General features: G+C 66.5%; 27 protein-coding genes and 1 pseudogene. 15 read left to right on the forward strand and 13 right to left on the reverse strand.

The window, feature by feature from the left end; all coding sequences use genetic code 11:
- Nucleotides 1-2 precede the first annotated feature (2 nt).
- The 3 genes from ABCR88_RS22355 to ABCR88_RS22365 all read right to left on the reverse strand — a co-directional run bounded on the left by ABCR88_RS22355 (nt 3) and on the right by ABCR88_RS22365 (nt 1,776).
- Entirely contained in the window at nt 3-986 is a 984-nt protein-coding gene (locus tag ABCR88_RS22355) for a FecR family protein (protein WP_350403565.1), read from the reverse strand.
- 43 nt (nt 987-1,029) lie between these two features.
- The gene (locus ABCR88_RS22360) at nt 1,030-1,530 is read right to left on the reverse strand and encodes a sigma-70 family RNA polymerase sigma factor (protein WP_011062325.1); all 501 of its coding nucleotides are present in this window, start codon (nt 1,528-1,530) and stop codon (nt 1,030-1,032) included.
- 93 nt (nt 1,531-1,623) lie between these two features.
- Entirely contained in the window at nt 1,624-1,776 is a 153-nt protein-coding gene (locus tag ABCR88_RS22365; RefSeq protein ID WP_011062326.1) for a hypothetical protein, read from the reverse strand.
- Between the two features lie 124 nt (nt 1,777-1,900).
- Here ABCR88_RS22365 and ABCR88_RS22370 point away from each other — a divergent pair, with 124 nt between their 5' ends.
- From ABCR88_RS22370 to ABCR88_RS22380, 3 genes are all read left to right on the forward strand, one after another.
- Nucleotides 1,901-2,476, forward strand: a complete 576-nt coding sequence (locus ABCR88_RS22370) for an XRE family transcriptional regulator (RefSeq protein ID WP_350022997.1) — start codon at nt 1,901-1,903, stop codon at nt 2,474-2,476.
- 69 nt (nt 2,477-2,545) lie between these two features.
- Nucleotides 2,546-2,992 carry a hypothetical protein gene (locus tag ABCR88_RS22375; protein ID WP_015636386.1) on the forward strand — a complete coding sequence of 149 codons (447 nt, stop codon included), beginning with the start codon at nt 2,546-2,548 and terminating at the stop codon, nt 2,990-2,992.
- Between the two features lie 41 nt (nt 2,993-3,033).
- Nucleotides 3,034-3,480, forward strand: a complete 447-nt coding sequence (locus ABCR88_RS22380) for a GNAT family acetyltransferase (protein ID WP_011062328.1) — start codon at nt 3,034-3,036, stop codon at nt 3,478-3,480.
- Nucleotides 3,481-3,497: 17 nt separating this feature from the next.
- On the opposite strand, the gene ABCR88_RS22385 is transcribed toward ABCR88_RS22380, so the two are convergent.
- Both ABCR88_RS22385 and ABCR88_RS22390 read right to left on the reverse strand, forming a co-directional pair.
- Nucleotides 3,498-3,914 carry a hypothetical protein gene (locus tag ABCR88_RS22385; protein ID WP_011062329.1) on the reverse strand — a complete coding sequence of 139 codons (417 nt, stop codon included), beginning with the start codon at nt 3,912-3,914 and terminating at the stop codon, nt 3,498-3,500.
- A 202-nt stretch (nt 3,915-4,116) separates the two neighbouring features.
- The gene (locus ABCR88_RS22390) at nt 4,117-4,932 is read right to left on the reverse strand and encodes a helix-turn-helix transcriptional regulator (RefSeq protein ID WP_011062330.1); all 816 of its coding nucleotides are present in this window, start codon (nt 4,930-4,932) and stop codon (nt 4,117-4,119) included.
- Nucleotides 4,933-5,472: 540 nt separating this feature from the next.
- Here ABCR88_RS22390 and ABCR88_RS22395 point away from each other — a divergent pair.
- The 5 genes from ABCR88_RS22395 to ABCR88_RS22415 all read left to right on the forward strand — a co-directional run bounded on the left by ABCR88_RS22395 (nt 5,473) and on the right by ABCR88_RS22415 (nt 7,633).
- Nucleotides 5,473-5,790 (forward strand): YXWGXW repeat-containing protein, encoded by a 318-nt coding sequence (locus ABCR88_RS22395; RefSeq protein WP_350022999.1) that lies wholly within the window; start codon nt 5,473-5,475, stop codon nt 5,788-5,790.
- 48 nt (nt 5,791-5,838) lie between these two features.
- On the forward strand, nt 5,839-6,420 hold the full coding sequence (locus ABCR88_RS22400) for an RNA polymerase sigma factor (RefSeq protein WP_015636390.1): 582 nt from the start codon (nt 5,839-5,841) through the stop codon (nt 6,418-6,420).
- A complete protein-coding gene (locus tag ABCR88_RS22405; RefSeq protein ID WP_011062333.1) occupies nt 6,417-6,848 on the forward strand; it encodes a hypothetical protein in 432 nt (143 codons plus the stop codon). Before ABCR88_RS22400 ends, ABCR88_RS22405 begins: the two co-directional genes overlap by 4 nt.
- Nucleotides 6,845-7,324, forward strand: a complete 480-nt coding sequence (locus ABCR88_RS22410) for a periplasmic heavy metal sensor (protein WP_232643506.1) — start codon at nt 6,845-6,847, stop codon at nt 7,322-7,324. Before ABCR88_RS22405 ends, ABCR88_RS22410 begins: the two co-directional genes overlap by 4 nt.
- 90 nt (nt 7,325-7,414) lie before the next feature.
- Entirely contained in the window at nt 7,415-7,633 is a 219-nt protein-coding gene (locus ABCR88_RS22415; protein ID WP_011062335.1) for a YXWGXW repeat-containing protein, read from the forward strand.
- 3 nt (nt 7,634-7,636) lie between these two features.
- Here ABCR88_RS22415 and ABCR88_RS22420 read toward each other — a convergent pair whose 3' ends face one another.
- Entirely contained in the window at nt 7,637-8,512 is an 876-nt protein-coding gene (locus ABCR88_RS22420; RefSeq protein ID WP_232643507.1) for a LysR substrate-binding domain-containing protein, read from the reverse strand.
- A 227-nt stretch (nt 8,513-8,739) separates the two neighbouring features.
- Here ABCR88_RS22420 and ampC point away from each other — a divergent pair, with 227 nt between their 5' ends.
- The 3 genes from ampC to ABCR88_RS22435 all read left to right on the forward strand — a co-directional run bounded on the left by ampC (nt 8,740) and on the right by ABCR88_RS22435 (nt 11,750).
- Nucleotides 8,740-9,912 carry a class C beta-lactamase gene (gene ampC / locus ABCR88_RS22425; protein ID WP_232643508.1) on the forward strand — a complete coding sequence of 391 codons (1,173 nt, stop codon included), beginning with the start codon at nt 8,740-8,742 and terminating at the stop codon, nt 9,910-9,912.
- Nucleotides 9,913-10,208: 296 nt separating this feature from the next.
- The gene (gene pcsA, locus ABCR88_RS22430) at nt 10,209-10,925 is read left to right on the forward strand and encodes a phosphatidylcholine synthase (RefSeq protein WP_011062338.1); all 717 of its coding nucleotides are present in this window, start codon (nt 10,209-10,211) and stop codon (nt 10,923-10,925) included.
- A 129-nt stretch (nt 10,926-11,054) separates the two neighbouring features.
- Complete coding sequence (locus ABCR88_RS22435; protein ID WP_350403566.1) at nt 11,055-11,750, forward strand: hypothetical protein; 696 nt, start codon at nt 11,055-11,057, stop codon at nt 11,748-11,750.
- 9 nt (nt 11,751-11,759) lie between these two features.
- On the opposite strand, the gene ABCR88_RS22440 is transcribed toward ABCR88_RS22435, so the two are convergent.
- Entirely contained in the window at nt 11,760-14,207 is a 2,448-nt protein-coding gene (locus ABCR88_RS22440) for a PAS domain-containing protein (protein WP_041119219.1), read from the reverse strand.
- A gap of 203 nt (nt 14,208-14,410) precedes the next feature.
- Here ABCR88_RS22440 and ABCR88_RS22445 point away from each other — a divergent pair, with 203 nt between their 5' ends.
- Nucleotides 14,411-15,031, forward strand: coding sequence for a LysE family translocator (locus ABCR88_RS22445; protein ID WP_041119221.1), 621 nt, complete (start codon nt 14,411-14,413; stop codon nt 15,029-15,031).
- A gap of 16 nt (nt 15,032-15,047) precedes the next feature.
- On the opposite strand, the gene ABCR88_RS22450 is transcribed toward ABCR88_RS22445, so the two are convergent.
- Complete coding sequence (locus ABCR88_RS22450) at nt 15,048-15,830, reverse strand: sulfite exporter TauE/SafE family protein (protein WP_011062341.1); 783 nt, start codon at nt 15,828-15,830, stop codon at nt 15,048-15,050.
- 331 nt (nt 15,831-16,161) lie between these two features.
- Here ABCR88_RS22450 and ABCR88_RS22455 point away from each other — a divergent pair, with 331 nt between their 5' ends.
- Nucleotides 16,162-18,759: a hypothetical protein gene (locus tag ABCR88_RS22455; RefSeq protein WP_350403567.1), complete on the forward strand. Its 2,598-nt coding sequence runs from the start codon at nt 16,162-16,164 to the stop codon at nt 18,757-18,759.
- A gap of 28 nt (nt 18,760-18,787) precedes the next feature.
- On the opposite strand, the gene ABCR88_RS22460 is transcribed toward ABCR88_RS22455, so the two are convergent.
- Nucleotides 18,788-19,318 carry a DUF3087 domain-containing protein gene (locus ABCR88_RS22460; RefSeq protein WP_011062343.1) on the reverse strand — a complete coding sequence of 177 codons (531 nt, stop codon included), beginning with the start codon at nt 19,316-19,318 and terminating at the stop codon, nt 18,788-18,790.
- A 221-nt stretch (nt 19,319-19,539) separates the two neighbouring features.
- Here ABCR88_RS22460 and ABCR88_RS22465 point away from each other — a divergent pair.
- Nucleotides 19,540-19,980, forward strand: a pseudogene (locus tag ABCR88_RS22465) (helix-turn-helix domain-containing protein); the annotation flags it as partial.
- A gap of 14 nt (nt 19,981-19,994) precedes the next feature.
- On the opposite strand, the gene ABCR88_RS22470 reads toward ABCR88_RS22465, so the two are convergent.
- The 3 genes from ABCR88_RS22470 to ABCR88_RS22480 all read right to left on the reverse strand — a co-directional run bounded on the left by ABCR88_RS22470 (nt 19,995) and on the right by ABCR88_RS22480 (nt 23,355).
- Entirely contained in the window at nt 19,995-20,906 is a 912-nt protein-coding gene (locus tag ABCR88_RS22470; protein ID WP_350403568.1) for a universal stress protein, read from the reverse strand.
- Nucleotides 20,907-20,998: 92 nt separating this feature from the next.
- Nucleotides 20,999-22,072, reverse strand: a complete 1,074-nt coding sequence (locus ABCR88_RS22475) for an NAD(P)-dependent alcohol dehydrogenase (RefSeq protein WP_026020156.1) — start codon at nt 22,070-22,072, stop codon at nt 20,999-21,001.
- A gap of 149 nt (nt 22,073-22,221) precedes the next feature.
- Nucleotides 22,222-23,355 (reverse strand): MFS transporter, encoded by a 1,134-nt coding sequence (locus ABCR88_RS22480; RefSeq protein ID WP_350403569.1) that lies wholly within the window; start codon nt 23,353-23,355, stop codon nt 22,222-22,224.
- Nucleotides 23,356-23,454: 99 nt separating this feature from the next.
- On the opposite strand from ABCR88_RS22480, the gene ABCR88_RS22485 reads away from it, so the two are divergent.
- Nucleotides 23,455-24,219, forward strand: coding sequence for a helix-turn-helix transcriptional regulator (locus tag ABCR88_RS22485; RefSeq protein ID WP_041119235.1), 765 nt, complete (start codon nt 23,455-23,457; stop codon nt 24,217-24,219).
- Nucleotides 24,220-24,570: 351 nt separating this feature from the next.
- On the opposite strand, the gene ABCR88_RS22490 is transcribed toward ABCR88_RS22485, so the two are convergent.
- Nucleotides 24,571-26,013, reverse strand: coding sequence for a mechanosensitive ion channel family protein (locus ABCR88_RS22490; protein ID WP_015636404.1), 1,443 nt, complete (start codon nt 26,011-26,013; stop codon nt 24,571-24,573).
- Nucleotides 26,014-26,109: the final 96 nt, after the last annotated feature.

Here is a 26,109-nt window from a genome sequence, read left to right on the forward strand (position 1 = left end):
ATCTAACGTGAAAAAATTTCCTGGCTACCGTCGGCAAGGGTCCGCACCTCCACCGGCAGGATGCTCGGCAGGGCCTTGAGCAGGGCCTGGGTGTCGTCGGACTTGAACACGCTGGTCAGGCGCAGCTCACCCACTGCGGCGCTGGCTACCCGCAGGGGCTGTTCGCGATAACGCGAGACTTCGGCCACCACCTCGGCCAGGGAGGCGTTGTTGAATACCAGCTTGCCGCTGCGCCAGGCCGTGAGCGCCTCGGGGTTCACCGCGTAGGCATGAGCCACCTTGCCGTGCTCATCGACATGGGTGCCCTGGCCCGGGGTCAGGGCAATGAAATCATCCGCTGCGGCGTCGCGCCCCTGCACCTTGACCCGGCCCTGCTCCACCGCCACCCGGGTCTGGCGTTCATCGCGGCGTACATCGAAGCGGGTGCCGGTGACCGTGACCTTGCCCGCTCCCGCCGCCACCACGAAGGGCCGATCCGTGTCGTGCTCGACATTGAACAGGGCTTCGCCTTCCACCAGCTCGATCAGCCGCTGGTTCCTGGCATAACGCACCTGCAGGTGGCTGCGGCTGTTCAGGTCGATCTGCGAGCCATCAGGCAAGGCCACATGGCGGCGCTCGCCCAGGGCGGTCACGAATTGCGCAGTGTAGGAAACCGGCTGGTTGAGGCCACTGAACAGCCCCAGGCCTACGGCCAGCGCCGCCACCCCGGCAGCCAGGGCAAAGCGCAGCAGCGGGCGCCGCCGGGCCTTGGCCGGCGGATTGACGCACAGCGCTTGCAGGCGCGCCCTGGGCACCAGGTCGGTGGCCGCCCACAGGGCTTCGAGCAACTGGAACTCGTGCCGGTGCTGCGGATCCTCGGCCAGCCACTGCTGGAACTGCAGTTGCTGCTCCGGGCTCACCTCGGGCTCCTGCAACCGCGTGAACCAGGCCGCCGCCTCGTCACGAATCCTGGCCTGCGCGCTGGCGCAATCGCGGCTGTCCATCATGCAAATTCCTGTTTGGCAGAGGGTGAGAAATCGCCACGACTGATCATGGGGCCGACCCGTCCAGACGGTCGCGCAGATGCCGCAGGGTGCGGATCATATACTTTTCCACCATGTTCTTTGACAGCCCCAGGCGCTCGGCGATCTCGGCCTGGGTCAGGCCCTCGATCTTCTGCCAGACAAACACCTTGCGACAGTTCACCGGTAACTCGCCAAGCGCCCGTTCGATGGAATCGGCCAACTGGATCGCGTGCATGAAATGCTCCGGGTCGCCGCTGGGCGACACGCTGAGGTGGACCCCCTGTTCTTCCAGGGCACCGCGCCGGTCTTCTCGGCGAAATGCATCGACGGCGATATTGCGCGCGGTCTGATGCAGGTAGGCCCGCGGCTGCTGCACCGTGGCCGCATCGGATTCCAGCACCCGGACAAAGGTGTCGTGGGCCAGGTCCTCGGCCTGCTGGCGATTGCGCAAGCGCCGGGTCCAGGTGCCGATCAACTCTTCGTAGTGCTCGAAAAAGCCTGGTCTGCGGGGCGGCTTGGCTGTCATCGCGGGGCGCTGGGGAAGTGGGCCGTGAATAGTAATGCTTCGCATTAATGCAGGCAATGGATTCACCGCTCACCTCCCGCCCGGCGGTCGGCCCTAGCGGCTGTACCAGCGCGGCGACTCGACAAACAGGTGAGTCTGCCCCGCCACCAGCCAGTCCCCCAGGCACTGTTGCAGGTGGGCCAGGCAATGCACGGCCAGGTAGATTTCGTGGTACGGAATGACCATCAAGCGCAGGCTCAGGCCCATGGGTCCGCCTTGTACAATCGGTTCATCTCGGCGCCCTTTTTTTATTTATAACGAACAATTAACCGATATAATGAACAACGAAATTTATCTGCGTCAAGAGACTCAAGGATGATTTAATAGAGATATGAACGATAAAACGAACGACCCAACCTCCCTGTCGCCCATCGGCCTGCTGGCCATGGCCATCAAGCGCGAGCGCCTGAATGCTGGTTTCTCCGTTTCGGAACTGGCCAAGCGGGCCGCGGTGGCCAAGTCCACCCTGTCCCAGCTGGAAGCCGGGCTGGGCAACCCGAGCATCGAGACCCTATGGGCCCTGGCCCAGGCCATGGGCTTGCAGGTGACGCGATTTTTCCAGCAACCGGCGCATCAGCTGAAGGTCATCCGTGCCCATGAAGGCACCACTGCCCATGCCGAGGATGCCCACTACGCGGCGACCCTGCTCGATGACTGCCCGCCGGGGGCGCAGCGCGACCTGTATCGCCTGAAGGGGCAACCCGGCCAGGCGCGCCAGTCCAAGGCCCACCTGCCGGGCACCGTGGAACACCTGGTGATCTGCAGCGGGCGGGCCCTGGCCGGGCCTGCGGACAGCCCGGTGAGCCTGGAGGCCGGCGACTACATCCGCTACAGCGCCGACCTGCCCCACGTGTTCGAAGCCCTGGAGGCCGACACCACGGCGATCCTGGTCATCGAACATCGCTAGAGCCCGGGCATTTATCTGCAGGGCCAAGTCTGGAATCATGGCCCCCCGCCTCAACAGGAGTGAGCATCAATGCCGTATTTCTCCCGCCGCGCGCCCCTCCTCGGCCTGCTGCTGGCCAGCCTTGCCGCCCAGGCCGCCCCCAAGCAGGACCAGGACCTTCACATCTACTACAGCATGGTGCCCGGCCAGTTCATGCTGATCGGCAAGGAGCCCGATGGCGGGCCGACCTACTCGGGCACCGCGGTGATCCGCTACGAGAACCAGGCCCTGACCCTGGTCAAGACGATCGACGGCAAGACCACCACCGCCACCGGCAAAGTGGAACGGGCCACCATGGCCGAGGCCGATGTGCTGCGTTTCAGCTGGCCGGGGCACAACGCCACCTGCCTGGTGCGCGGCGACCTGGACAACTACTCACGCTTGAGCTGCTACTGGACCCGGGACGGGGTGGACCACAAGGAACCGGGGCTGGAGGCCTATTTCCCCACCGAAACCTGGCCCGGCCATCAGGACTGAAACCCGCCCTTCTGTGCTCCCACACTTTAGCGAGCCACGCCATGATCCAGATCGTCGAATACAGCAACCCCCACCATCGCCAGCCCGTGATCGACCTGTGGAACCGCAGCTTCGGCTACGACACGGCCCACAACACCCCGAGCCTGGCCATCGACCGCAAGCTCGCGGTGGATGACGCTCTGTTCTTCGTCGCCCTGGACCAAGGACAGGTCATAGGCACCCTGATGGCCGGCTATGACGGCCACCGCGGCTGGCTCTACGCCCTGGCGGTGGACCCGCAACAGCGCCGGCTCGGCACTGGCCGAGCCCTGGTGCGCCATGGCGAACAAGCCCTGCAGGGCCGCGGCTGCCTGAAGATCAACCTGCAGATCCTCAGCAGCAACGCCGCCGTGCAAAGCTTCTACCAGGCCCTGGGCTATCAGGTCGAACCACGGATCAGCATGGGCAAGGTGATCAGCGCCAACCTCCCCGAACACCTGCGTGGCTAGGGGCCGCCGCCCCGCCCTCACCAGTTGTGCCGGTTGCTGCGCGGTGGCGCCAGCAGTTGCTGGGCCAGGCTGGCGGCCGCCAGCGGCGAGGCACTGTGCAACAGCGGATAACCCCAGAACTTTTCATAGGTATCGGCAAAGGCCTCGACCCCGGCCTGGGCCTCGGGTTCCGGGGCGATGACGATCATGGCCTTGATCCAGCGACGGATCGCCGCCTTGTTGCGTTTCATCCATAACGCCCCCTGCTTGAGCAATGCCTTGCTCTGCTCGGTGTTGCGCTGCGCAGGATCGGGCATGGCATCGCTCATCAGGACGAAGGCCTGACCGCGCTGCATCAACGCCTCCAACTGCTGGAACGGCTCGACTCCCGGCTGCCCGGCGCCTTTGGCGGGGCGCATCCAGACCAGGGGAAAATGCTGATGATCGAAGTACATGGGAACACCTCAAGAAAGCTGACAAACAAGAATGGTTATCATCTTCCCGTATGAACCTGTCCGCATCAGTCGAGATTGACAAATTATTGATCAATCCGGCCAAACGACCGCAGTGATGGAGGTAGCCGTGGCGGTTTTGCAGGCGCTGGTGTGCGTCAAGCAAGGCCCTGCGAGCCTTTGCGCAGCCTCGCGGGCTCGGCGGCTACAGGGGTAGGTCGTGTTCCAGGGCCTGGCGGCGTTCGGCAAAGAAGCGCCCCGGCGGCTGGCCGACGGCTTTCTTGAACATGCGGATAAAGGCGCTGGCGCTGTCATAGCCCAGGGTCAGCGCGACCCGTTCCACCGAGTCGCCCCGGCCCAATTGCTTGAGCCCCAGAAGAATGTGCAACTGGCGCTGCCAGCGGCCGAAGCTCAGGCCGGTCTCGGCCACAATCAGACGGCTCAGGCTGCGTTCGCTGAGGCCGATCTGCTCGGCCCATTGCCCAAGGCTCAGGCGGCGTTCCGGCTGTTCAAGGATTTGCCCGGCCAGGCGCCGCAACTGTTCATGCCGGGGCATGGGCAGGTGGATCTGCTCCCGGGGCGCCGCCGCCAGCTCGTCCAGGGCCACGGCCATCAGCCGCCCCTCGGCACCCTGCTGATCATAGAGATAGGGCAATTGCGCGCAGCGTTGCAGCAGCTCCTGCAATAGGGGCGACACTGCCAGGGTGCAGCAGGCCTGCGGCAGTGAGCGGGCATGCTCGGGTTCGACGAACAGGCAATAGCCCAGGGCGTTCTCCAACCCCTGGACCCGATGGTCGGTGGCGCTGGGGATCCATACCGCGCATTGCGGCGGTGCCAGCCACAGGCCCTCGGCGCTCTCGCAACTGAGCACGCCGGACAATGGGAACAGCAGCTGGGCCTTGCGGTGGCTGTGCCACGGCCGCTCCCAGCGCTGTTCCTGAGTCGAGATGCGCAAGGCGCACACCGGGCGCGCAATCGCATCCGGATCCTGGGGCTGATCCTGTTCGTTCAAGACGGGCATCCACCTTCCTCCACGGCATCGGGCCATGCCCGCCATCCGTCTGACGGCCAGGCAAGCCCTGCAAGGTCGAGGATTGTGCCGGGCCCCTGGGGGTTAGCCAAGAACCGCGGGGCACACCGCTCTTCATCCCAGTGCCCTAGCGGTAATAGCCATAGCGGTAGCAGCAGCCGTGGTAGTGCCCGGGGTAAACCACGCAACCGCCCAGGGAGAGCATGGTGGCCATGACAATCAGCAGTGCAATGCGACGGGACATGGTGAATTCCTCATGGGTTCAGTGATACGACCGGCAAGCGCCACTGGCGACCATCGCCAGCCGTGGCTGCACGGTTACTGATTCAACGGCGCAGCGCGCAGAGATCCGTCGCCGCCCCTGCACAAGTATTTCCAGCCGCCGCTGCCCGCGCCCTGCCCCCGCCAGCTGAACCCGGGTTGAACCGGGCGCGGATAAAAATTTCATTTGCCCGCGACGGATTCCCAGCCCATCTATCGTTGAACCCATCAGCTGCGTTCATCAGCGAACGCAGGCCTGAAGGAGTCATCATGAAGCTTGTCCGTTCCCTGCTGCGTCTGCGCACGTTGCTGCTGATCCCCCTGGCACTGGGTGCGCTGGCAAGCACGCCCTCCTATGCCGAAACCATCATCATCCAGCAGGCACCCCCGCCCATGCGCTATGAGCCGATGCCGGAGGCCCGCCCCGGCTACGCCTGGGACCGCGGCAACTGGCGCTGGCGCGGGCACGGCTACGTCTGGGTGCCCGGCCACTGGCAACCGGTGATGCAGCGCGGGCGCTGGATGCCCGGGCATTGGCAGGCCCATGGCCCGCGCTGGTACTGGGTCGAAGGCCGCTGGGTGCGCTGATGCCGTGATGCCCTGGACTACCCCGTTAGCGCACCGAGACTTGCCCACTTGAACGAAACCGACCCGGATCTGGAGTTGCTCAAACGCATCGGCAACAACGACGCGCAGGCCGTGAAGGAAATGGTCACGCGCAAGCTGCCGCGCCTGCTGGCCCTGGCAAGCCGGCTGCTGGGGGATGCCGACGAAGCCCGGGACATCGCCCAGGAGAGCTTCCTGCGGATCTGGAAACAGGCCGCCAGCTGGCGCAGCGAACAGGCACGGTTCGACACCTGGTTGCACCGGGTGGCGCTGAACCTGTGCTACGACCGCCTGCGCCGGCGCAAGGAGCATGTGCCGGTCGATAGCGAGCACGCCTGCGAGGCACTGGACACCCGCCCGGCGCCCGATGAACAACTGGAGGCCAGCGCGCAGAGCCGGCGCATGGCCCAGGCCCTGGACCAACTGCCGGATCGCCAGCGCGAGGCGATCGTCCTGCAGTACTACCAGGAACTGTCCAACACCGAGGCCGCGGCGCTGATGCAGATCAGCGTCGAAGCCCTGGAAAGCCTGCTGTCGCGGGCCCGGCGCAACCTGCGCAGCCACCTCGCCGAGGCCCCCGGCGCGGACCTCTCAGGAAGGAGAAAACCATGACCCCCGAACGCTTCGTGCACCTGGCCGACGCCTATGGCGCCGACCTGCAACGCTGGCCCAGCGCTGAACGCGCCGCCGCCCAGGCCCTGCTCGACTGCGGTGATGCCCAGGCCGTGGCAGCCCTGCGCCAGGCGCACTGGCTCGACAGCCAGCTGGACCGCTACCAGGTGCCCGCACCGAGCCCGGCCCTGGCCCAGCGCATCATCGCCGCCGCGCAGCAGCCCGGCGCGCCGTTCTGGAGCCGCTACGCCGGCTGGCTGGCCTCCCTGGGCTGGGTCGGGGTCGGCCTTACCGGGGTTGCCGCCGGCATGCTTGCGGTGGCCCTGAGCCTGCCGCTGTCGACCTCCGCCGAGGCCCTGCCCAGTGTGTTCGACCAGAGCGACGCGGAATTCGTCCTGAGCATCAATGCCGAGGAGGCCGAACAGTGAGCCTGTCCATTCGTGCGCTGAAAACCTGCGTGGTGCTGTCGCTGCTGCTCAACGTGTTCCTGATCGGCGGCGTGGCCGGCGGCCTCTATCAGTGGCTTGGTCACCCCAAGCCGGCCCAGGCCCTGGCGGTACCCCAGCACGGCCTGCGCCAGGCCATGGCGCAGATGCCGGAAGAGCGCCGGCGCCAGTTGCGCCAGTTGCTGCGCCAGACTCGCATCGACAGCCAGCCGCTGATCATCGCCGGGCGCGAGGCGCGCCAGGCGGTGGTGCGTGAACTGGGGGCCGAACCACTGGACCGCAATGCCCTGGATGCCCAACTGGGCAAGTCCCGGGATGCCGACATCGCCCTGCGGGCCCGGGTCGACGAAGCCCTGGCCGACTTTGCCGGCAGCCTGTCGCTCAAGGAGCGCCAGCAACTGGTGGAGGCCATGTACCTGCGGGGTCCGGGGAAAAACCGCGCAGCCAATAGAGATTGAAGGCCCAGCGACGGATTTCGCCCCGGGCCACGTTCAACCCTCGACCGCCCGCGATGGCCGCGGGCCCACTGCCCCCTCAGGAAACCGCCCATGCTTCGCACGATCCAAAGCATTCTCATTGCCACCTTGCTTGGCACCACCCTGGCAGGCTGCGTGGTGGCCCCGGCCCATCCTCGCCGGCCGCCACCGCCGCCGCCCATTGTCGAGGTGATTCCGATGGCGCCGGCGCCGAGCTATCACTGGGTTGCCGGGCATTACCGCTGGCACGCCGGCCAGTGGGTCTGGACACCGGGGCATTGGCGCTATTGATGGCTAGCCGGCCACCGCTTCCAGCAGCCAGGCCTTGAACGCGCCCATGGCCGGGGTTTCGGCCCGGGATTGCAGGCGGGTCAGCCAGTAGCTGCCGGTGACAATGCCGATGTCGAAGGGCTGCACCACCGCGCCACTGGCCAACTGGCGCTGGAACATCAAGGGCGGCGCCAGGGCCACGCCCAGGCCTTGCAGCGCCGCTTCGAGCATGCCCAGGGACGAGTCGAAGACCACGCTCTGGGGCAACAGGCTGTTGGCCCCCAGCCCTGCCGCCTGGAACCACTGCGGCCATTCGTCGGTGCGATAGGAGCGCAGCAAGGTCTGCCCCAGCAGGTCCGCCGGGCTGTGCAACTGGCGGGCAAGTTCCGGCACGCACAAGACCGACAGTGGCGCCTGCAACAACGCCAGCGCCTCGATGCCGTGCCAGGCCCCGGTGCCAAAGCGGATGGCGTAGTCCAGGCCCTCGGCCGCCACGTCCACCCGGTTGTTGTTGGTGCTCAGGCGCAGGTCGACATAAGGATGGCGTGCCTGGAAGTCCTCCAGCCGCGGCAGCAACCAGCCCACGGCGAAGGTGCCCACCGCGCCCACCGTCAACACTTCACGATAGTGCCCGCCCTCGAATCGTCCCAGGGTCTGGGCGATGCGGTCGAAGCATTCGCGCAGCACCGGCAGCAGAGTCTCGCCTTCGCTGGTGAGCATCAGGCCCCTGGGCAGGCGCTTGAACAGGGTGACGTTGAGCTGGGCCTCCAGGCCCTTGACCTGGTGGCTGACCGCCGCCTGGGTCACGCACAGCTCAATGGCCGCACGGGTGAAACTCAAGTGCCGTGCCGAGGCTTCGAAAGCCCGCAGCGCATTCAGGGGCAGATGGGGACGGAGCATGGGCATTCCCTAGTTTTTCTAATGGCTCGTGCAAAATATGGTCGTTTGTCGATGCGCCGTAAACTGCCTACATTGGCCTCGCTCGCGCGGCACCGGCCACGCCCTCCTGAACCAGGAAGGCTTCGCGGGCAGGCCGCCCGAGGCGTTCCCGCGAAGAACGCCCAGGCCGCAAAGCCGCTGGGACAAACGCGGCGTACATAACCAGAACCCAGGGAAACCAACCAATCATGCGGCACACAACCTTGACCGGACTAAGCGTCATCAGCGCCTGCGCACTGCTACTGGGCGCCTCCAGCGCCTTCGCCGAGACCACCGCCGACAGCGCGCTGAAAACCACCGTGGACGCCACCATCCGCCCGCTGATGCACCAGCAGGGCATTCCCGGCATGGCGGTGGCGATCATCGCCAACGGCAAGCGACATTACTTTAACTACGGGGTCGCCTCCAAGGACAATCAACAGCCGGTGGACAACGACACCCTGTTCGAGGTGGGCTCGGTGAGCAAGACCTACACCGCCACCCTCGCCGGCTACGCCCAGGCCAGCGGCAAGCTGGCCCTTGAGGACCACGCCAGCCAGTACCTGCCGGCCCTGCGCGGCAGCGCCTTCGACGGCATCAGCCTGCTGCAGCTGGGCACCTACACCGCCGGCGGCCTGCCCTTGCAGTTCCCCGACGAAGTGCAGGGTGAAGACAAGACCCTGGACTACTACAACACCTGGAAGCCCACCTTCAGCCCCGGCACCCAGCGCCAGTATTCCAACCCCAGCATCGGCCTGCTCGGCTACCTGGCCGCCCGCAGCCTGGGCCAGCCGTTCGACCGGTTGATGGAGCAGACGCTGTTCCCCAAATTCGGCCTCAAGCACAGCTACATCCATCTGCCCAAGGACCAGCTGGGGCACTACGCCCAGGGCTACGACAAGCAGAACCGGCCGATCCGCCTCAGCCCCGGGCCGCTGGACGCCGAAGCCTACGGGGTCAAGACCAGCGCCCCGGACCTGCTGCAATTCATTGCCGGCAACCTGCAACCGGGCCAGTTCGGCCGCCCCCTGCAACAAGCCATGGTGGCGACCCAGAGCGGCTACTACCGGGTCGGCGACATGACCCAGGGCCTGGGTTGGGAGCGCTACGCCTACCCAGTGCCCCTGGCGCGCCTGCTGGCGGGCAACTCATCGGCCATGGCCCTTGAGCCGCACCCGGTGCAATGGCTGACCCCGGCCGCAGCCCCCAAGGCCGACGCGCTGTACAACAAGACCGGTTCCACCAGCGGTTTTGGCGCCTATGTAGTGTTCGTCCCGAGCCAGCAGGTCGGCATTGTCCTGCTGGCCAACAAGAACTATCCCAACGAGGAGCGGATCAAGGCCGCCCACGCCATCCTCACGGCCCTGGAGACCGGGAAGTAATCAACCCAGCAGCCCCTCCGATGCCTGCGCCTGCCCGCAACGCCACCTGATCTTCGGTCACGTGGCGTTTTTCCTGTTGCCTCGCCCAGAGTGGCGCCTAGACTCAAACCAGCCCCCTCGACCGCGCACTCGGGCCAGGCCAGCCACTGGCCCGGCGCTTGCGCCGCCGGGCCTGATTCAAGGTTCGCGCTGAACCTTCTGCCAGGCTTTCCGGTCGATAACTGCAACCTGGCCAGGCTTGCCGGCGCTGCTGCGCCGTTCATCGCCCAGGCACCACCGCCGCTGGAGAAACGTCCGTGATATCGACCCTGCAGATCGCCAGAATCAAAGCCTGGGGCGCCCATGGCTTCACCGCCACCGGAGTGGTCAGTGCCTTGCTCGCCACCCTGGCACTGTTCGACAACCAGCCCAAGGCCTGCCTGCTATGGCTGGGGGTGGCGCTGCTGGTGGATGGCGTCGACGGCTCCCTGGCGCGCAAGGTCAAGACCAGCTCGGTGCTGCCCAACATCGACGGCTCGGTGCTGGATCTGGTGATCGACTACCTGACCTATGTGTTCATCCCGGCGCTGTTCATCTACCGCTACATTCCCCTGCCGGAATACAGCGCACTGCTGGCCACCTCGCTGATCCTGCTGTCGTCGCTGCTGTGTTTCTGCAACGTCAACATGAAGAGCCACGACAACTACTTCCAGGGCTTTCCCGCGGCCTGGAACGTGGTCGCCCTGTGCTTCTACCTGATCGAGCCCGGCCCCTGGCTGAGCCTGCTGAGCATCTTCGCCCTGGCCCTGCTGACCGCCACCCGGGTGCAGTTCCTGCATCCGTTCCGGGTACGCAAGTGGATGGGGTTGAACATCATCGTGACCTTCGTCTGGCTGCTCAGCGGCGCATTGCTGATCCTCAGCCACCCGCTGCACAGCCCGCCGATCATGGGCTTGTGGCTGGCAGCCTCGGCCTACTTTCTCGGCGTGTGCCTGTGGCGTTCGGCCCAGGAATGGTTCAGCAAGGCCAGCTGAACCCGGGCCGCGCGAACCATTGCCAGGGCCCGGCAAGCATGCAAGACTCCTGCGTCCAAGCCTCTGCAACAGAGGCTTGGCGACTATTTGCCCGCCGCCCGCCGCGGATGAGTACCAGGCCAGCCCCCCATGACCCACCTTCCCTTGATCGACCTCTACCCCATCAGCGACAGCCCTCCGGATGAGCGGGAACGGCTGTATCACGAGGCCGCGTTGAAGAACAACTGGCCAACCCGGCCCTTGCGCGTGCAACAGACCGTGCGTAACGCCAGGGACTTTGTGCTGCACACCCTGGACCACTACGGCGGTTCGGGCGTGGTCAACGAATTCCGCCGCCAACTCCATGTGCACCCCCAGCTCAGGCAAGCCAAGGCGGCCATGCCCTACCTCAAGGATTCCGCACCGCTCAAGGAGTATCAAAGAGCATCTGGCAAGTTCACTGCGGGCACCTTGAATACCGAGGTCAGGCACTTCGGACGGTTTATCGCTCCCGGCCAGGTGCTGTTCCACGGTGGTTCCTGCCGCCCGAGCGAAGTAGCAACCTTCGTCACCAACAAACCGCTCTCGACCTCTTTGTGCCCTCAAATTGCCGCCTGGCATGCGTACAACGACCTGCTCCCGGCCCCCAACCCAGCCCCGGCGATCTGGATCCTCAGCGCGCCCTACGGCAACCGCAAGGCCGTGGTCTATCGCAAAGGCGGCGCCGGCATGGAACATGAACAGGAAGTGCTGATCGAAGCAGGCTCCACCATCAGCCCCACGCGTTGCTTCAACGTGCGCACCGCCAGCGCCAATGTCCTGGTGATCGAAGCCAGCCTGAGTTGAAACGGGTGCCTACGGCACCTCGGGCTGGCCGATCGCCGCGCTCAGGGCCAGGGCCAGTTCCGCCACCGAGTAGGGCTTTTGCAGGAATACGAATTCCCGGGTCTGGCCCTGGGCCAGGGCCGGGCTGTAGCCGCTGGTGAGGATGACCGGCAACCGCGGATAGTCGCAACGGATCCGGCTGGCCAGTTCGATACCGCTCATGCCCGGCATCACCACATCGGAAAACACCGCCTGGAATCGGGTCCGCTCCTCGCCCAGGCGGCGCAGGGCCTCCGCCGCGCTGGTGGCCCATTCGGTCTGGTAGCCCAGCTCGTTCAGGGACTGGGCCAGCAGCACGCCGACTTCGGGATTGTCCTCCACCACCAGCAGGGTCATGCCCTGGCCGTCGATCATGGGCACCACCGCCTGGGTTGGCGTCGGCAAGCCGGCCAGGGCCTCCGCGCGCGGCAGGTACAGGGTAAAGCACGTGCCCTGCCCCGGCTGGCTGTGCACCGCCAGGCCGCCGCCCGATTGCTGGGCGAAACCGAACACCTGGGACAAGCCCAGGCCGGTGCCCTTGCCCACCTCCTTGGTGGTGAAGAAGGGTTCGAAGATCCGTTCGATCTGCTGGGGGTCGATGCCGGCGCCGGTATCAGTCAGGGATACCGCGACAAAGTCCCCGGCCTGGGCACCCTGGCTGGCACTGGGGGGAATCTGCGCCACCCGCTCCACAGCCACCACCAGCAAGCCTTCGCCCTGCATGGCGTCCCGGGCATTGACCGCCATATTGATCAGCGCCGTGTCGAACTGGCCGGCATCGGCGTGGATGTAGCAAGGCTGCTGCGGCAACTCGATACGCAGTTCGATGCAGGCGCCGATCAGTGGATTGATCATCTGCGCCAGCAACTGCACGCTGGCGCCGACGTCGAAGGTCTCCGGGCGCAGGTTCTGCTGGCGGGCATACGCCAGGAGCTGGCCGGTGAGCTTGCTGGCGCGGTCGACGGTGTCGGAAATCGCCTTGATGTACAGCTGCCGGCGCTCTTCGCTGAGGTTGCGGCGCAACAGGTCGGTGGAAGAGCGGATCACCGTCAGCAGGTTGTTGAAGTCGTGGGCCACGCCACCGGTCAGTTGCCCCACCGCCTCCATCTTCTGCGCCTGGCGCAGGATGTCCTCGGTCTTGCGCAGCGCCTGGGCGGCCTCGCGCTCGGCCTGCATGTCACGGCCCACGGCGTGAATGTGGTGCGGATCCGGCACGGCGCTCCAGGCCATCCAGCGATAGGAACCGTCGCGGTGGCGAAAGCGGTTCTCGAAGCGCGAAAAGCTCTCGCCCCGGGACAGATCGGCCGCCGCCCCCGCCGCGGCCAGGCTGTCCTGGGGGTGGATGAAATCGTAGAAACTGCTGCCTTCCAGTTCCTCGCGCTGCCAGCCCAGGAGCTGGGTCCAGGCCGGGTTGACGGCGACGATGCGGCCATTGAAGTCGGCCACCAGCATCAGGTCCGTGGACAGCTGCCAGATCCGGTCGCGCTCCTGGGTACGCTCCTGGACCCGCTGCTCCAGAGACTCATTGAGCCGCCGCAGTTCCTCCTGCGCCTCGCGGGTGGCGCTGATGTCCCGGGAAATACAGAGGATCTTCTCCGGCTGGCCGGCCGCGTCGAGCATCGGCGTAACCTGCACATCCCACCATTTGGTACGCCCCTGGAGGGTATCGGCGGCGCCCTGAAACCGTGTCGAGCGGCCCTGGCGTGCGGCGGCAATGGCATCCCGGGCCTCCTGGTGGCCCTGGCCCTGCCAGAACTCCGGCCAGGGGCAGCCCCGCACCGCATTGAAATCACTGACCTCCATGACCCGCAGGCCACCTTCGCTCATGAACGACAGCTGGCCATCGAGGTCCAGCACCTTGATGCAGTCGTTGCTGGCGGCCAGCACCCGGGTATTGAGCTCGCGGGTTTCGCGCAGGTGCGCCTCGGTCTGCCGGGCGTGCCGGGCCAGCAGCACGCGATCGGTGGTCTCCACGGTGTGGCACAGCACTCCGAGCACCTGTTCGTCGTCCTCGTCATACACCGGGCTCATGGAGAACGACCACCAGGTCAGCTCTTCGCCAGGGTAGCGCTGCATGTTCACCGGCAGGTCTTCGTGGCGGCAGGAGTAACCGAGAAACGCCTGCTCCACCATCGGCTGGACATCCGGCCAGGCATCGGCCCAGAGGGTCTGGATGGTCTGCCCCAGGGCATTGGCCAGGCGCGGGCCGAGGACCGGGCGGTAGGCATCGTTGAAGAAGAACTGCATCTGCGGCCCCCACAGCAGGTACAGGCTCTCCGGGGACTCGAGCATCTGGCTCAAGGTACTGCGCAGCAGGCCGGGCCAGCCTTCACGAGGGCCCACCGCGGTCTGCGACCAGTCGAAGCGACGGATTGCAGCACCGATCTCGCCGCCGCGGGAGGTCTTGGGCGCTGCACCACGAGGTGGAGAAGTAGTCATGAACACATCACAGAAAAGGAAAAAGGCAACACTGCCATCCAATGGCCAGCGCAGGATAACTGACCCCGTGGATCCGCAGAAGTTGGCAAACGGCAAAGCTGATTCGACAACGGCGGCCAAAGTGCCCGGCGAATGCCTTTAAACCCGCGCCAGCCTGAGGCATTCTGCACCGGCATTGCCACCTGCCCGCCGAGAACCGCGCGATGAATACCACCACCTTGCTGCTCTACACCTCCAGCTGTTTTATCGGCGCCCTGATTCCCGGGCCGACCTCACTCCTGGCCATGGCCAACGGCACCTCGCGCAATCGCCAGCTGGTGGCGGTGGGCATGGCCGGTGCGGCGCTCTCGGATGTGCTGATCATCGCTGCCGTGGGCCTCGGGCTGGGGGCCATGCTGATGGCCTCGCAGCAGTTGTTCATGGCCTTGAAATGGCTCGGGGTGTGCTACCTGGCCTGGCTCGGCATCCAGCTCTGGCGCAGTGCGCCCCAGGCCCTCGGAGCCCAGCAGGTACAGGCCGAGTCACGGCGCGCAGAGGTGTTCCGGCGCAGCTTCTCGGTGGCCATGACCAACCCCAAGGTGCTGCTGTTCTTCACCGCGTTCCTGCCGCAGTTCGTCGACCCCACCCAGCCGGTCCTCATCCAGTACGCCACTCTGGCGCTGGTCACTGCGGTGGTGGAGGTGCTGGTAATGGGGCTGTACGCCGCGGGTGGCGTGCAGGCGGCGAAGTTCCTGACCGCCAGCGGCATGCGCCGGCTCAATCAATGCTGCGGTGCGGCGATGCTGGCGCTGGCGGGGTTTCTGGCGCTGTATCGGCGCAGCTGAAACGCCGCGCCAGGTTTCAGAAGGCCAGCTTGTAACCGATGGAAAACAGCATGACCGCCAGGCACGGGCGCAGGATCTCGTCGGAAATGCGTCCGGTCATGTGGCTGCCGATCCAGATCCCGGGCAACGAGCCCATCAGCAGGAAACCCAGCAGGTGCCAGTCCATGTTGCCCATGCTGGCGTGGCCCAGGCCTGCCACCAGGGTCAGGGGCACGGCGTGGGCGATTTCAGTGCCCACCAGGCGCTTGGTGGCCAGGAACGGATAGAGGATGAACAGCGCCACGGTGCCCAGGGCACCGGCGCCGATAGAGGTCAAGGCAACCATGGTGCCCAGGATCACCCCGGTGACCACGGTCAGGCCATTGAGCCCGCCGGGGCTGGGCTGGTAGTCGCTGCCATGGCGCTGGGCGAAGGCCATGAGTTTCTTCTTGAAGACAATGGCCAGGGCCGTGAGCAGCAGGACGAACCCCAGCCCCTGCTTGATCACCGCGTTCAGGGCCTGGGGGTCGGTGTCGAGATTCTTCAGGAACCACAGGGTCAGCGCCACCGCCGGCACGCTGCCCAGGGTCAGCCAGCCGGTGATGCGCCAGTCGATGTTGCGGTTCTTCTGGTGCACCAGCACCCCACCGGATTTGGTGATGGCCGCGTACAGCAGGTCGGTGCCCACGGCCGTGGCCGGGTTGATGCCGAACCAGAGCAGGATCGGGGTCATCAGCGAACCGCCCCCCACACCCGTCATGCCTACGATGAAACCCACTACCAGGCCCGCGACTACAAAACCGAAGTTACCCACATCCATCAATAAAGCCCTACAAATCACGCGGCCAGGTCAAAAACTGGCGGCAGCATAGCGGCTAAAGCTTATGTCCATTTATATGAATAAAATCTAACGTTATAACCAGGCCCACTTTTCTCATGCACAAGGCGCATGGCAGCCCCTGCGCAATTGCAGCCGCCACATGCCACGGCGCCCCTGGCACGCGGCTAAAAAAACACTTGCCGACAGACGCCGAACGCTCTGCGCTGCACATCAGGGCCGCGGCATCCGGTATTCTGCCGGTCGCTTGCCGGGGCACCCGGCCTGGCACTCCCCCTGGCTCGTGCCCCACACCCGATTCCAAGGAAGGCCCATGACCTCTGCCGATACCTCGTACCAGATCGAGCACCAACGCATCCGCTTCAGGCGCCTGAGCCTGCAACAGGAAGCCCCCGAAACCGGCGCCCCCGGCCGGGGCAACTGGGGGCTGGCACTGTCCGGTGGCGGCATTCGCAGTGCAACCTTCGGCCTTGGGGTGCTGCAAGCCATGGCCCGGGCTCCGGCCCCCGCCGAGGCGCAACCACAGCCTGCGGGCGCGCGCGAACACAGCCTGCTGTCGCGCATCGACTACCTGTCCACGGTCAGCGGCGGTGGCTATATCGGCAGTTTTTTCAGCAGCCTGTTCCTCCCCGGGCGCCTGCAGCCGCAGGCTCCCCAGGACCCGGTGGCCCATGCCGCCCACAACGCCTACCAGGCCCTGCGCTTCGAGCCGCCGGGGCGCATCAGCACCGGCGTCGACTACGCCACTCGGCCACCGGGCCAGGGCCCCGCGGCCTGGCTGCGGGAAAACGGCCGCTACCTGACCCCCACCGGCTCCGGCGACATGCTCTACGCCCTGGCCATGACCTGGCGCAACTGGCTGTCGCTGCAGGCCATGATCGGCCTGCCCATCGTGCTGCTGCTCAGCCTGCTGAGCCTGTTCCAGGTCCTGAGCCAGGCCAGCCTGCTGCTCTGGCCGCTGATGGCCGGCGTGCTGTTCGCCCTGCCCTGCGCCGTGGCGTACTGGCTGGTCATTCCCCAGGGCGACCTGGACCGGCCGCCGAGCATGGGCAACGCGGCGTACCGGATCATGCTCGGCATAGTCATCGGCCTGTGGCTCAGCGGCGCCCTGGCCTACTGGCTGGCCCAGTGGCAGGCAGTGGGCGCCCTGACCCTGGGCTGTGCCCTGGTGGGCAGTTGCGCCTTGCTGATCACCCGGCAACTGGTGCGGCGCCTGGCCGACAACCGCGACCCGGCCAAGGACAACGCCTGCGCCAACAGCGTGCGCAACTATCGGGTGCAGATCACCCGCGCCCTGGGCCGGGCGATGGCCGCGGTGGCGGTGCTGGGTTTTCTCGCCCTGCTGGTGACTGCGGCCCAGGCGCTGTACAGCTACCTGCACGACCTGAGGGCCCTGGGCAGCCTGCTGTTGCTGGTGGGCCTGGTGTGGCTGGTGCGGCGCCTGGCCCTGCTCAAGGATGAAAAACGCCTGCCGGGCTGGATGCACAAGCTGCCGCTGGACGTGCTCGCGCTGATTGCCGGCGGCCTGCTGCTGAGCCTGCTGTGCCTGTGCTGGGGCTTGCTGGTGCAGTGGATCGCCCACGACGGCGGGGTGGTGTCCGGCGACCACGCGGTGGCCTGGCGGCTGGCGGCGCTGAGCCTGCTGGCGGCCGTGCTGACCCACATCAGCGGGCGCTTCATCAGCTTCCTCAATACCTCATCGCTGCAGGCCTTCTACTCGGCGCGGCTGATCCGCGCCTACCTGGGCGCCTCCAATGGCCGACGCTTCAACGGCCCGGCCGCTCAGCGCCGCACCTACATGAGCGTGGCCGAGCCCATGTCCAGCGACGACCTGTCGCTGCAGCAGTACTACGCCAGCCCCAGTGCCGGCCCGGTGCACTTGATCAACGTCACCATGAACCTGACCGTCGACCCGGCCGAACAACTGGTGCAGCGCGACCGCAAGGGCAAGCCGCTGTGCATCGCGCCGAACTGGGCACCCGACAGCCCGGCCCCCAGCGCCGAATGCCCGGCAGAACGCTACATTCTCGATGGCACGGCCTATCGTCGCGACCTCGACCATGGCCCGGCCTCGGAGATCATGAGCCCGCTGACCCTGGGCCAGTGGATCGGCGTCTCCGGCGCCGCCTTCAGCACCGGCCTGGGTCGCGCCACCAGCCTCGGCATGTCGCTGGTGCTGGGGCTGGCCAACGTGCGCCTGGGCATCTGGTGGCCCAGCCACTTCCTCGACCCCGGGCAACAGCACTGGGTGCCCCGGGACCTCAAGCCCTGGACCCGCTACGGCACCCAGGCCTACCTGTTCTATGAACTGACCGCGCGCTTTCACGGCTACCGCCGCGACTACCAGTACCTGTCAGACGGCGGGCACTTCGAAAACACCGGTACCTACGAACTGCTGCGCAAGGAGCGCAAGGTGGAATTGATCGTCACCTGCGACGCCGGCTGCGACCCCGACTACCAGTTCGACGACCTGGCCAACCTGGTGCGCCTGGCGCGCATCGACCAGGCGCTGGAGATCCGCGAAGACCCGGGGGTTCTGAGCCATCCGCAGCTCAAGACGGTGTTTGCCAGCCTTGAGGAATTCCGCCAGCCACCGAGCGCCGAGAACCAGAAATGCGCCCTGCTGCTCAACGTCCATGCCCACTCCCCGGGCAGTGACGATGACCTGTGCCAGACGCCCCACTGCCGGATCCTGGTGCTCAAGCCCCGGCTGATCGCCGGACTGACGCCGGACGTGCTGAACTACGCCCGGACCAATCCGGGTTTTCCCAACCAGAGCACCGTGGACCAGTTTTTCGACGAGGCGCAGTTCGAGAGTTACCGGCAACTGGGCCTGAGCATTGGCCAGGCAGTCTTCGGCACCCAGTGCCAGCCCAGCGAGATTGCCCAGGCGTTGTGGCGGTATCTGTAATAGCCCCGGCAGCGCCGGGGCCTGCCGGTCAAGGGGTCTTGTGCCGCTTCACCGCTTCCAGCCATTGCGCTTCAAGGCGTTCCTGGTGCGGGTCGATGCCATGCTCGGCCAGCAGCGCCAGATGCCGCTCCACCTCACCGTGCATCTGCCCGTGGGCGCTGGAGTTGGCGTCCAGCTGGTGCATCTGGATCAGCCCCAGGTGATAGAAACGCAGCAGCTTGAGGGCCGCAGGATCCCCCGCCGCAACCCCGGCGGTAACCTGGTGCATGACGTTGGTCACCCGCATCAGGCTGCGCTTGAGGCGCCAGCCATAGACCGCCGCCGCCATCCACGGCTTGCTCCAGAACACACTGCGCAACAACGCCGCGCTGATCAGCAGGCCGGTGAACACACCTGCCGCGTTCCACAGCAGATTGTCTCCGCCGGGCTGGCCGAACAGCGCCACCGCCGCGCTGGAAAACAGCATGGCCAGGGCAATGAACACCAGCGCGATGATCAAGGTGCTGCGCCGGGTTTGCCGACGGTAAGTCTCAGGGTCCTGCGGGGTGATGACGAACATGGGCGCGACGGGCTCCAATGGCTGAACGTGAGTGGCTGGCGCGCATTATCACCGCTGGACCGGCCGCCGGTGGGTTAAACGGGAAAAATATCCCATTAGGCTGATCCAGGTCGGTGTATTCCCCTGCCCCCGCGTCAACGCCGCGGCAGTGCGGGAAAATGGCGGCCAGTACACTCATGCCGCGGTCTGGGCCAGCATGACCCGCGGCCCTGCCCGCGCAGGCCGGGCACGCCTTGCGCCTGCCCGGCCTGCGCCTCAAGGACGAATTCAACCGCCACGGCGAAATGCTCCTGCTGATGCTGCGCTACACCCAGTCGCTGATCACCCAGATGGCCCAGACCGCGGTGTGCAACCGCCACCACTCCATCGACCAGCAACTGTGCCGCTGGCTGCTACTGTCTTTGGACCGGCTGCCGGGCAACCCGCTGGTGATGACCCAGGAACTGATCGCCAACATGCTCGGGGGGCGTCGCGAAGGCGTGACCGAAGCCGCGGGCAAACTGCAGCGCCAGGGCATCATCGAATACAGCCGCGGCCGGATCAATGTGCTTGACCGGCCGCGGCTGGAACAGCACAGCTGCGAGTGCTATGGGGTGCTGCGCAAGGAAACCGAGCGCTTGCTGCCGTACCTGCCTGGCAGCAAGCGCGCCGATCCGGACTGAAACGGGCGTGGGTGTCAGGCCGCGCCAGACGCCTTCACCGCCAGGATGCTCCCCGGCATCGAGTACAAGGCGCGTTCGGTGGTGCTGCCGATCAAGCGGCCAAAGCCGGTGCGGTGCACCGTGCCCATCACCACCACGTCCACCAGGTATTCGTCGACGAACTGGGCGATGCCCGGCACCGGCGGGCCCATGACGAAGTGGCGGAATTCCTGAGGCACGTTGTGCTCATCCCCCAGGCGTTCGAATTCCTTGTGCAGGGAGTCGCGCAGCTCGTCCAGGCAGTTGACGCTCCAGGCGGTGGACGCCACCGGCGCCACGCCATCGAGCATCGGCATCAGGTCGTAGGCGTACAGCAGGTGCAACTGGGCGTCGCATTGCAGGGCCAGGGCGTGGGCGGTCTGGATGATCTGCGTATTGAGCCCGCGGATCTGGGTGTCGGACTGGGCCGGGTCCACCGCGGCAACAATCCGCCGGGGCAGCTTGTGCGGCGCGTCGTTGACCAGGTGCACCGGCACCGGCGCCTCGCGCAGCAGGTGGCAATCCAGCGGGGTGACGAACACGCGCTTGAGGGCCGACTCCAGGGTCACGTCCTTGATCAGCAGGTCAGGCCGGAACTCGTCGATGTAGGCGAGCATGTCCTTGAGCACCTGGGTGCTCCAGATCACCTGGGTGGTGACCTGCACGCCCTCCTCGGCCATCCACTGCGCTTCCACCTGCAACCAGCGCTCGTGGCGCTGCAGGTAGGCTTCGCGCTCGCTGTCTTCCAGGTGTTCTTCCCACAGGTAGGTGCGCGCCGGCGGTTCGACGAACACCAGGGCGTGCAGCGCCGCGCCGCTGGCCCGGGCCAGGGCAACGGCACGGCGCGCCGCGGGGGATTGGTGCTGCTGTGGATCGGCGATCAGCAACAGACGCTGGTACTGGCTCATGGTGCTCCTCCTTGGGCGATACGTGAGCTTGAGTGTGGAATGCCGTGCTGCCGGGCGCCTTGACCGGTATCAAGGGCGCCCAGTGGCAGGGGTCATGGGGTGATGGCGATCTTCATCACGCCGTCGCGCTGGCTGGCGAACAGCTCGTAGGCGGCCTCGATGTCGTCGAGCTTGAAGCGGTGGGTCACCAGCGGCTTGAGGTCCACCTGGCCACTGGCGACCACCTCCATCAACCGGCGCATGCGTTCCTTGCCGCCCGGGCACAGGGTGCTGAGGATGCTCAGGTCGCCCAGGCCGGCGGCATAGGCATCCAGGGGAATGCGCAGGTCGCTGGAATAAACCCCCAGGCTCGACAGCTTGCCCCCCGGACGCAGCACCCGCAGCGCCGACTCGAAGGTGCCCTGGGTGCCCAGGGCCTCGATCGACACATCGACCCCGCGACCGTCGGTGAGGTCCATGATCTGCTTGACCACGTCGCCCTGCTTGAAGTCCACCACATGGGTCGCCCCCAGCTCCCGCGCCACGCTCATGCGCGCGGCCACGGTGTCGACGCCAATGATGGTGGTGGCACCCTTGAGCCTTGCTCCGGCCACCGCGCACAGGCCGATGGGGCCCAGGGCGAACACCGCCACACTGTCGCCGATGTTCACCTCGGCACGCTCAGCGCCGGAGAAACCGGTGGACATGATGTCCGGGCACATCAGCACTTCTTCATCGCTCAGGCCGTCGGGGATCGGGCACAGGTTGGCCAGGGCGTCCGGTACACGCACGTATTCGGCCTGGCAGCCATCGATGGTGTTGCCGAATTTCCAGCCGCCCGTGGCGCGGAAACCGTGGCGGGTGTCCGGGCCGTCCTGGGAGCCGCAGCCGCAGAGGCAGGCGTAGCTCTGGCCGCTGGGGGTGATGGCCCCGGCGATCACTCGCTGGCCCTCGTGGAAGCCACGCACCTGGGAGCCCAGGCGCTCGATCACCCCCACCGGCTCGTGGCCGATGGTCAGGCCCTTGGCCACCGGGTATTCACCCCGCAGGATGTGCACGTCGGTGCCGCAGATGGTGGTGGTGGTGATCCGCACCAGGGCGTCCAGCGGACCGATTTCGGGGATGTCCTTGTCTTCCAGCACGATGCGGTTCTTCTCCACGAATACCGCTGCTTTCATCTTGGCCATGTTGCCGATCTCCATTGCCGGGAAGGGGTCTGCGCGAATCCGCAGGTCTGCTGACAGACTGCGCGGATACCCCGGGGAAGGGCTTGATCATGGTCAAACAATGGCCCCTTGGCGGCCGCTGGGGCGACCGTGTGTCGCAAACTCGCCCTTCAGCCCTGCTGCCGGCGCCGCACCAGGCACAACAACAGCGCCGCAACCCCGCACAGGCCCAGGGTCGGCCCCAGGGCCTGGCCCCAGCCCACCAGCAGCAACCCGGCGCCAATCAGCAGGTAGTAGAACAGGCCGAACCCGGCCCCGGCGCTGCCCAGCCGGTCGCTGTAGGCCGCCAGCGCCGAGCCGAGGATATTGGGGATGGCCAGGCCGAAGCCCAGCACCACGCCGAGCATGGGCAGCAGCAACCACAGGCTGTGCCCAAGCGCCGTCACCCCGAGGCCACCCAGGGTCACCGCCAGGGCCGCCAGCCGCAGCAGGGTGTCACCGGACCAGCCCCGCCCCAGCAGCCGACGATTGAGCCAGGCCCCCAGCCCCGAAGCCAGGGCCAGGCCCGCACCGCTGTAACCAAAACCCTGCTCGCCCCACCCCAGGTCGCGAAACAGGAACGGCCCGAGGCTGTAGTAGCTGAGCAAGGCTACATTGAACAGCGCCACCAGCAGCGCCGAGCGCCAGATGCCCGGGTCCCTGAGCATGTGCCACAAGGTCCCGGCCAGGGGCGCCAGGTGCTGCGCCGGCGCACGGGTTTCCGGCAAGGCCCGGGCGCACCAGCCGAGCAAGGCCAGGGCCAGCACCAGCAACCCGGCCAGTGCGCCCTGGTAGCCCCAGGCCCGCACCAGCCCGGCGCCACTGAACAGGCCAATGGCCGGGCTGGCCGCCAGGACCATGCCCACCAGGGAAAACACCCGCACCAGTTCACTGCCGCGAAACAGGTCGCGCAGCAAGGTCTGGGTCACCACCGAGCCCGCCGCCACGCCCAGGGCGGCGAGAGCCTGGCACAGCAACAGCGCGGTAAAACTCTGCACCTGCAATTGCAGCCCGATGGCCAAGACGTACAGCGTCAGGCCACCCAGCAAGGCCGGGCGCCGGCCCCAAAGATCGCTCAAGCGCCCCCACAGCAGCACCCCCGGGGCAAACCCCAGGACAAACACCGAAAGGCTCTGGGCCGCTTGCGCGGGGGCCACGCCAAAGGCCCGGCCAAGATCGGCCAGGGCCGGGCTGTAGAGGGTCTGGGCGAGCTGCGGGAACATCAGCAGGGCCAGCGCCAGGGGCAACAGGGAACGGGGATTCATCAGGCAGTGCTCGGCAAAAAAAACATGCCGGCGATTCTAGGCAGCGGCGCCTGGCGTATTATCGCAACCCTGCCAACAAACATCGGAAATACGTCAATCATGGCCTGGCTCGAACCACAGGCACTCTTCGACCCCGACCGCTTCGACGCCCCCTTGCTGGGCATCGCCGCGACCCTCGGCGACCACGACTCCGGCCTGCACCGCCACCGCCGCGGGCAACTGCTGTACACCCGCCAGGGCTGCACGCGGATTACCCTGGACCATCGCCTGTGCCTGCTGCCGCCCTCGCGGGCGGCGTGGATTCCCCCGGGGGTCACGCACCGCGCGCAAATGCAGCAGAGCGTGGACTACCGTTCGCTGTACTTCAGCGCCGAACTGAGCCGGCGCCTGCCGGCCGAAGTGGCGGTGATCGAGGTCAGCCCGCTGCTCCAGGCCGTGCTGGAACCCATGGCCCAGGCCGCCTTCGACTGCGACTGGAGCCAGGGCCGCTACCCGCACCTGCTGGGCCTGTGCATCGAGGAAATCCGCCAGGCCCTGCACCAGCCCCTGTCGCTGCCCCTGCCCCGGGACAAACGCCTGCAACCGCTGCTGGCGGACCTGGAGCAACTGCCACCGCAATTGCAGGTACTGGCCACCCGGGTCGGCGCCAGCAGCCGCACCATCGGCCGGATCTTCCAGCGTGAAACCGGCCTGAGCTACCAGCAATGGCGCCAGCAGTGGCGGCTGATGCGCGCCATCGAACTGCTCGCCACAGGCCGCGGCATCGGCTACAGCGCCTGCGCACTGGGCTTTGCCAGCGACAGCATCTTCATCGCCTTCTTCAAGGCCATGACCGGCACCACGCCGCGGGCGTATTTCAAGTAAGCCCGCACCTTTCATTCCTGGGGGATGTGGCGAAAGCCCACCGCTACAGCACGGGTCGAGGTGGGGCTACGTTACGTGCCGCGCGCACCCAGGCCCATGACCGCTATCGGGGAACTTGAGGAGACCAATGCCGTCGCGGCCCAGCGCCTTGGCGAGGCATGGCGGGAGATCGCCAGGCAAGGCCCTTCGGGCTTTGCGCAGCTTCGCAGGCTCAGCAGCGGCTACAGGGCCAGTGCCGTTCGGCGACTTTTGTAGCCGCTGCCGCAGGCTGCGAACGGCTGCGCGCAGACGCGGCGATGTCAGGGACATTGTCAGGCCAGGGCCGGGCCGGGGCTTGGGGTGGCCGGCGCCTCAGGTGCGGCTGCGCAGCCATTGCAGGAAACCCTTCCTGGGCACTGGCTTGGGCGCAGCCTGGGACAGGGTCTGGGCCATGTGCCGGCGAAAATCCAGGAGGTTCTTCATGGCCTCGTTGATGTCGTGGCGCGCATCCAGGCAGGGCTTGAGGAACTCGTTGTCGATGCGGTAGAGGCTGCAGAAGGTCTTGGCCGCAAACTGCGCCACTGTGGCTTGATCGGCCACCACGCCGGCTTCGCCGATGACCTCCCCCGGCCCCATGCGCCCGGCCTCGAAGGGTTTGCCGTCGCGTTGCATGGTCACCGAAACCACTCCGGATTCGATGATGAACAGGTGATCGCTGACCTCGCCCTGGGCCAGGATGGTCTCGCCGGCACGGTAGGTCTGCAGGTGCATGTTCTGGCTGAAGGTGTCCTTCTCATCCTGGCGCAGGGTGGAGAAGATGCTCGACGCGTCCAGCAGCGCCCGGGGCCGCGACAGGGGCGCAGGCCCGCTGGTCTCGCTGGCGGACAACAGGCCGATGCCGCTGGCCTGCAAATGGCGGAAGGCCAGGTCGAACAGCTGGTTGCGCACCTCGCGCTTGTGCCCCATGTCGGCGACAAAACCGCTGATCTCGTATTCCGCGCCACTGCTGCTGGTGCTCTTCATCGCCACGCTGGCCGCCGGGGTGCTCAACAGCAGGCGGCAGCCCAGGGTGGCCCGTTCCAGGGCCTCGATGACTTTCTGCGGGCGCGCGTGGGGGCTGACCTGCACGCTCACCGACAGGCCATGAACATCCACCGGCCGGCTGAAGTTGGTGATCTTGGCCTTGGACGCCAGGGAGTTGGGGATCACCACCATGCTGCCCTGGGAGGTCTGCAGCCGGGTGGCGCGCCAGTCGATGTCCAGCACCCGCCCCTCGGTGCCGTCGATGGCGATCCAGTCATCGATCTGGTAGGGCTTGGTGGTGTTGAGGACGATCCCGGAAAACAGGTCGCTGAGGGTGCTTTGCAGGGCCAGGCCGACGATGATCGCCAAGGCCCCGGAGGTGGCCAGCACGCCCTTGACCGGCAGTTCCAGCACATAGGCCAGGGCGGCGATGATGGCGATGAGGAAGATCACCGCGCCCATCAGGTCCTGCAGCAGGCGCCCGGTATGCCCCACCCGCTGCATCATCAGGGTGCCCAGCAACACCGTCAGGGTCCGCGCGCCAAACAGCCACCAGCCAATTTCCAGGCCGGTGGCGGCCAGGTGCAGGGGCACGTCGTCGGGCCAGGGCGCGGCCTGCATCGGGTTCATGCCCTGGTTGAACAGCATCAGGCTGTAGAGGGAAAAGATCAGCACCCGTACCGCCAGCTTCCAGTAGTCGCCACGGCTACCGATCAGGCGCCAGAGCAGCATATCCAGGAACAGCAGGAACAGCGCGGCCAACAACGGATGATCGCTGAACAGGGAAGACATCGAGGCACTCCGGCATGACGAAGACGGCACGATCGCACGAAAGACGCAGGAGCAGGTATAGCTGGAAAAGCCCGGGGCGTGCGCCCCGGGCCGGGA

It is taken from the genome of Pseudomonas sp. W17 (assembly GCF_040268305.1).
GTDB classification, from domain to species: domain Bacteria; phylum Pseudomonadota; class Gammaproteobacteria; order Pseudomonadales; family Pseudomonadaceae; genus Aquipseudomonas; species Aquipseudomonas protegens.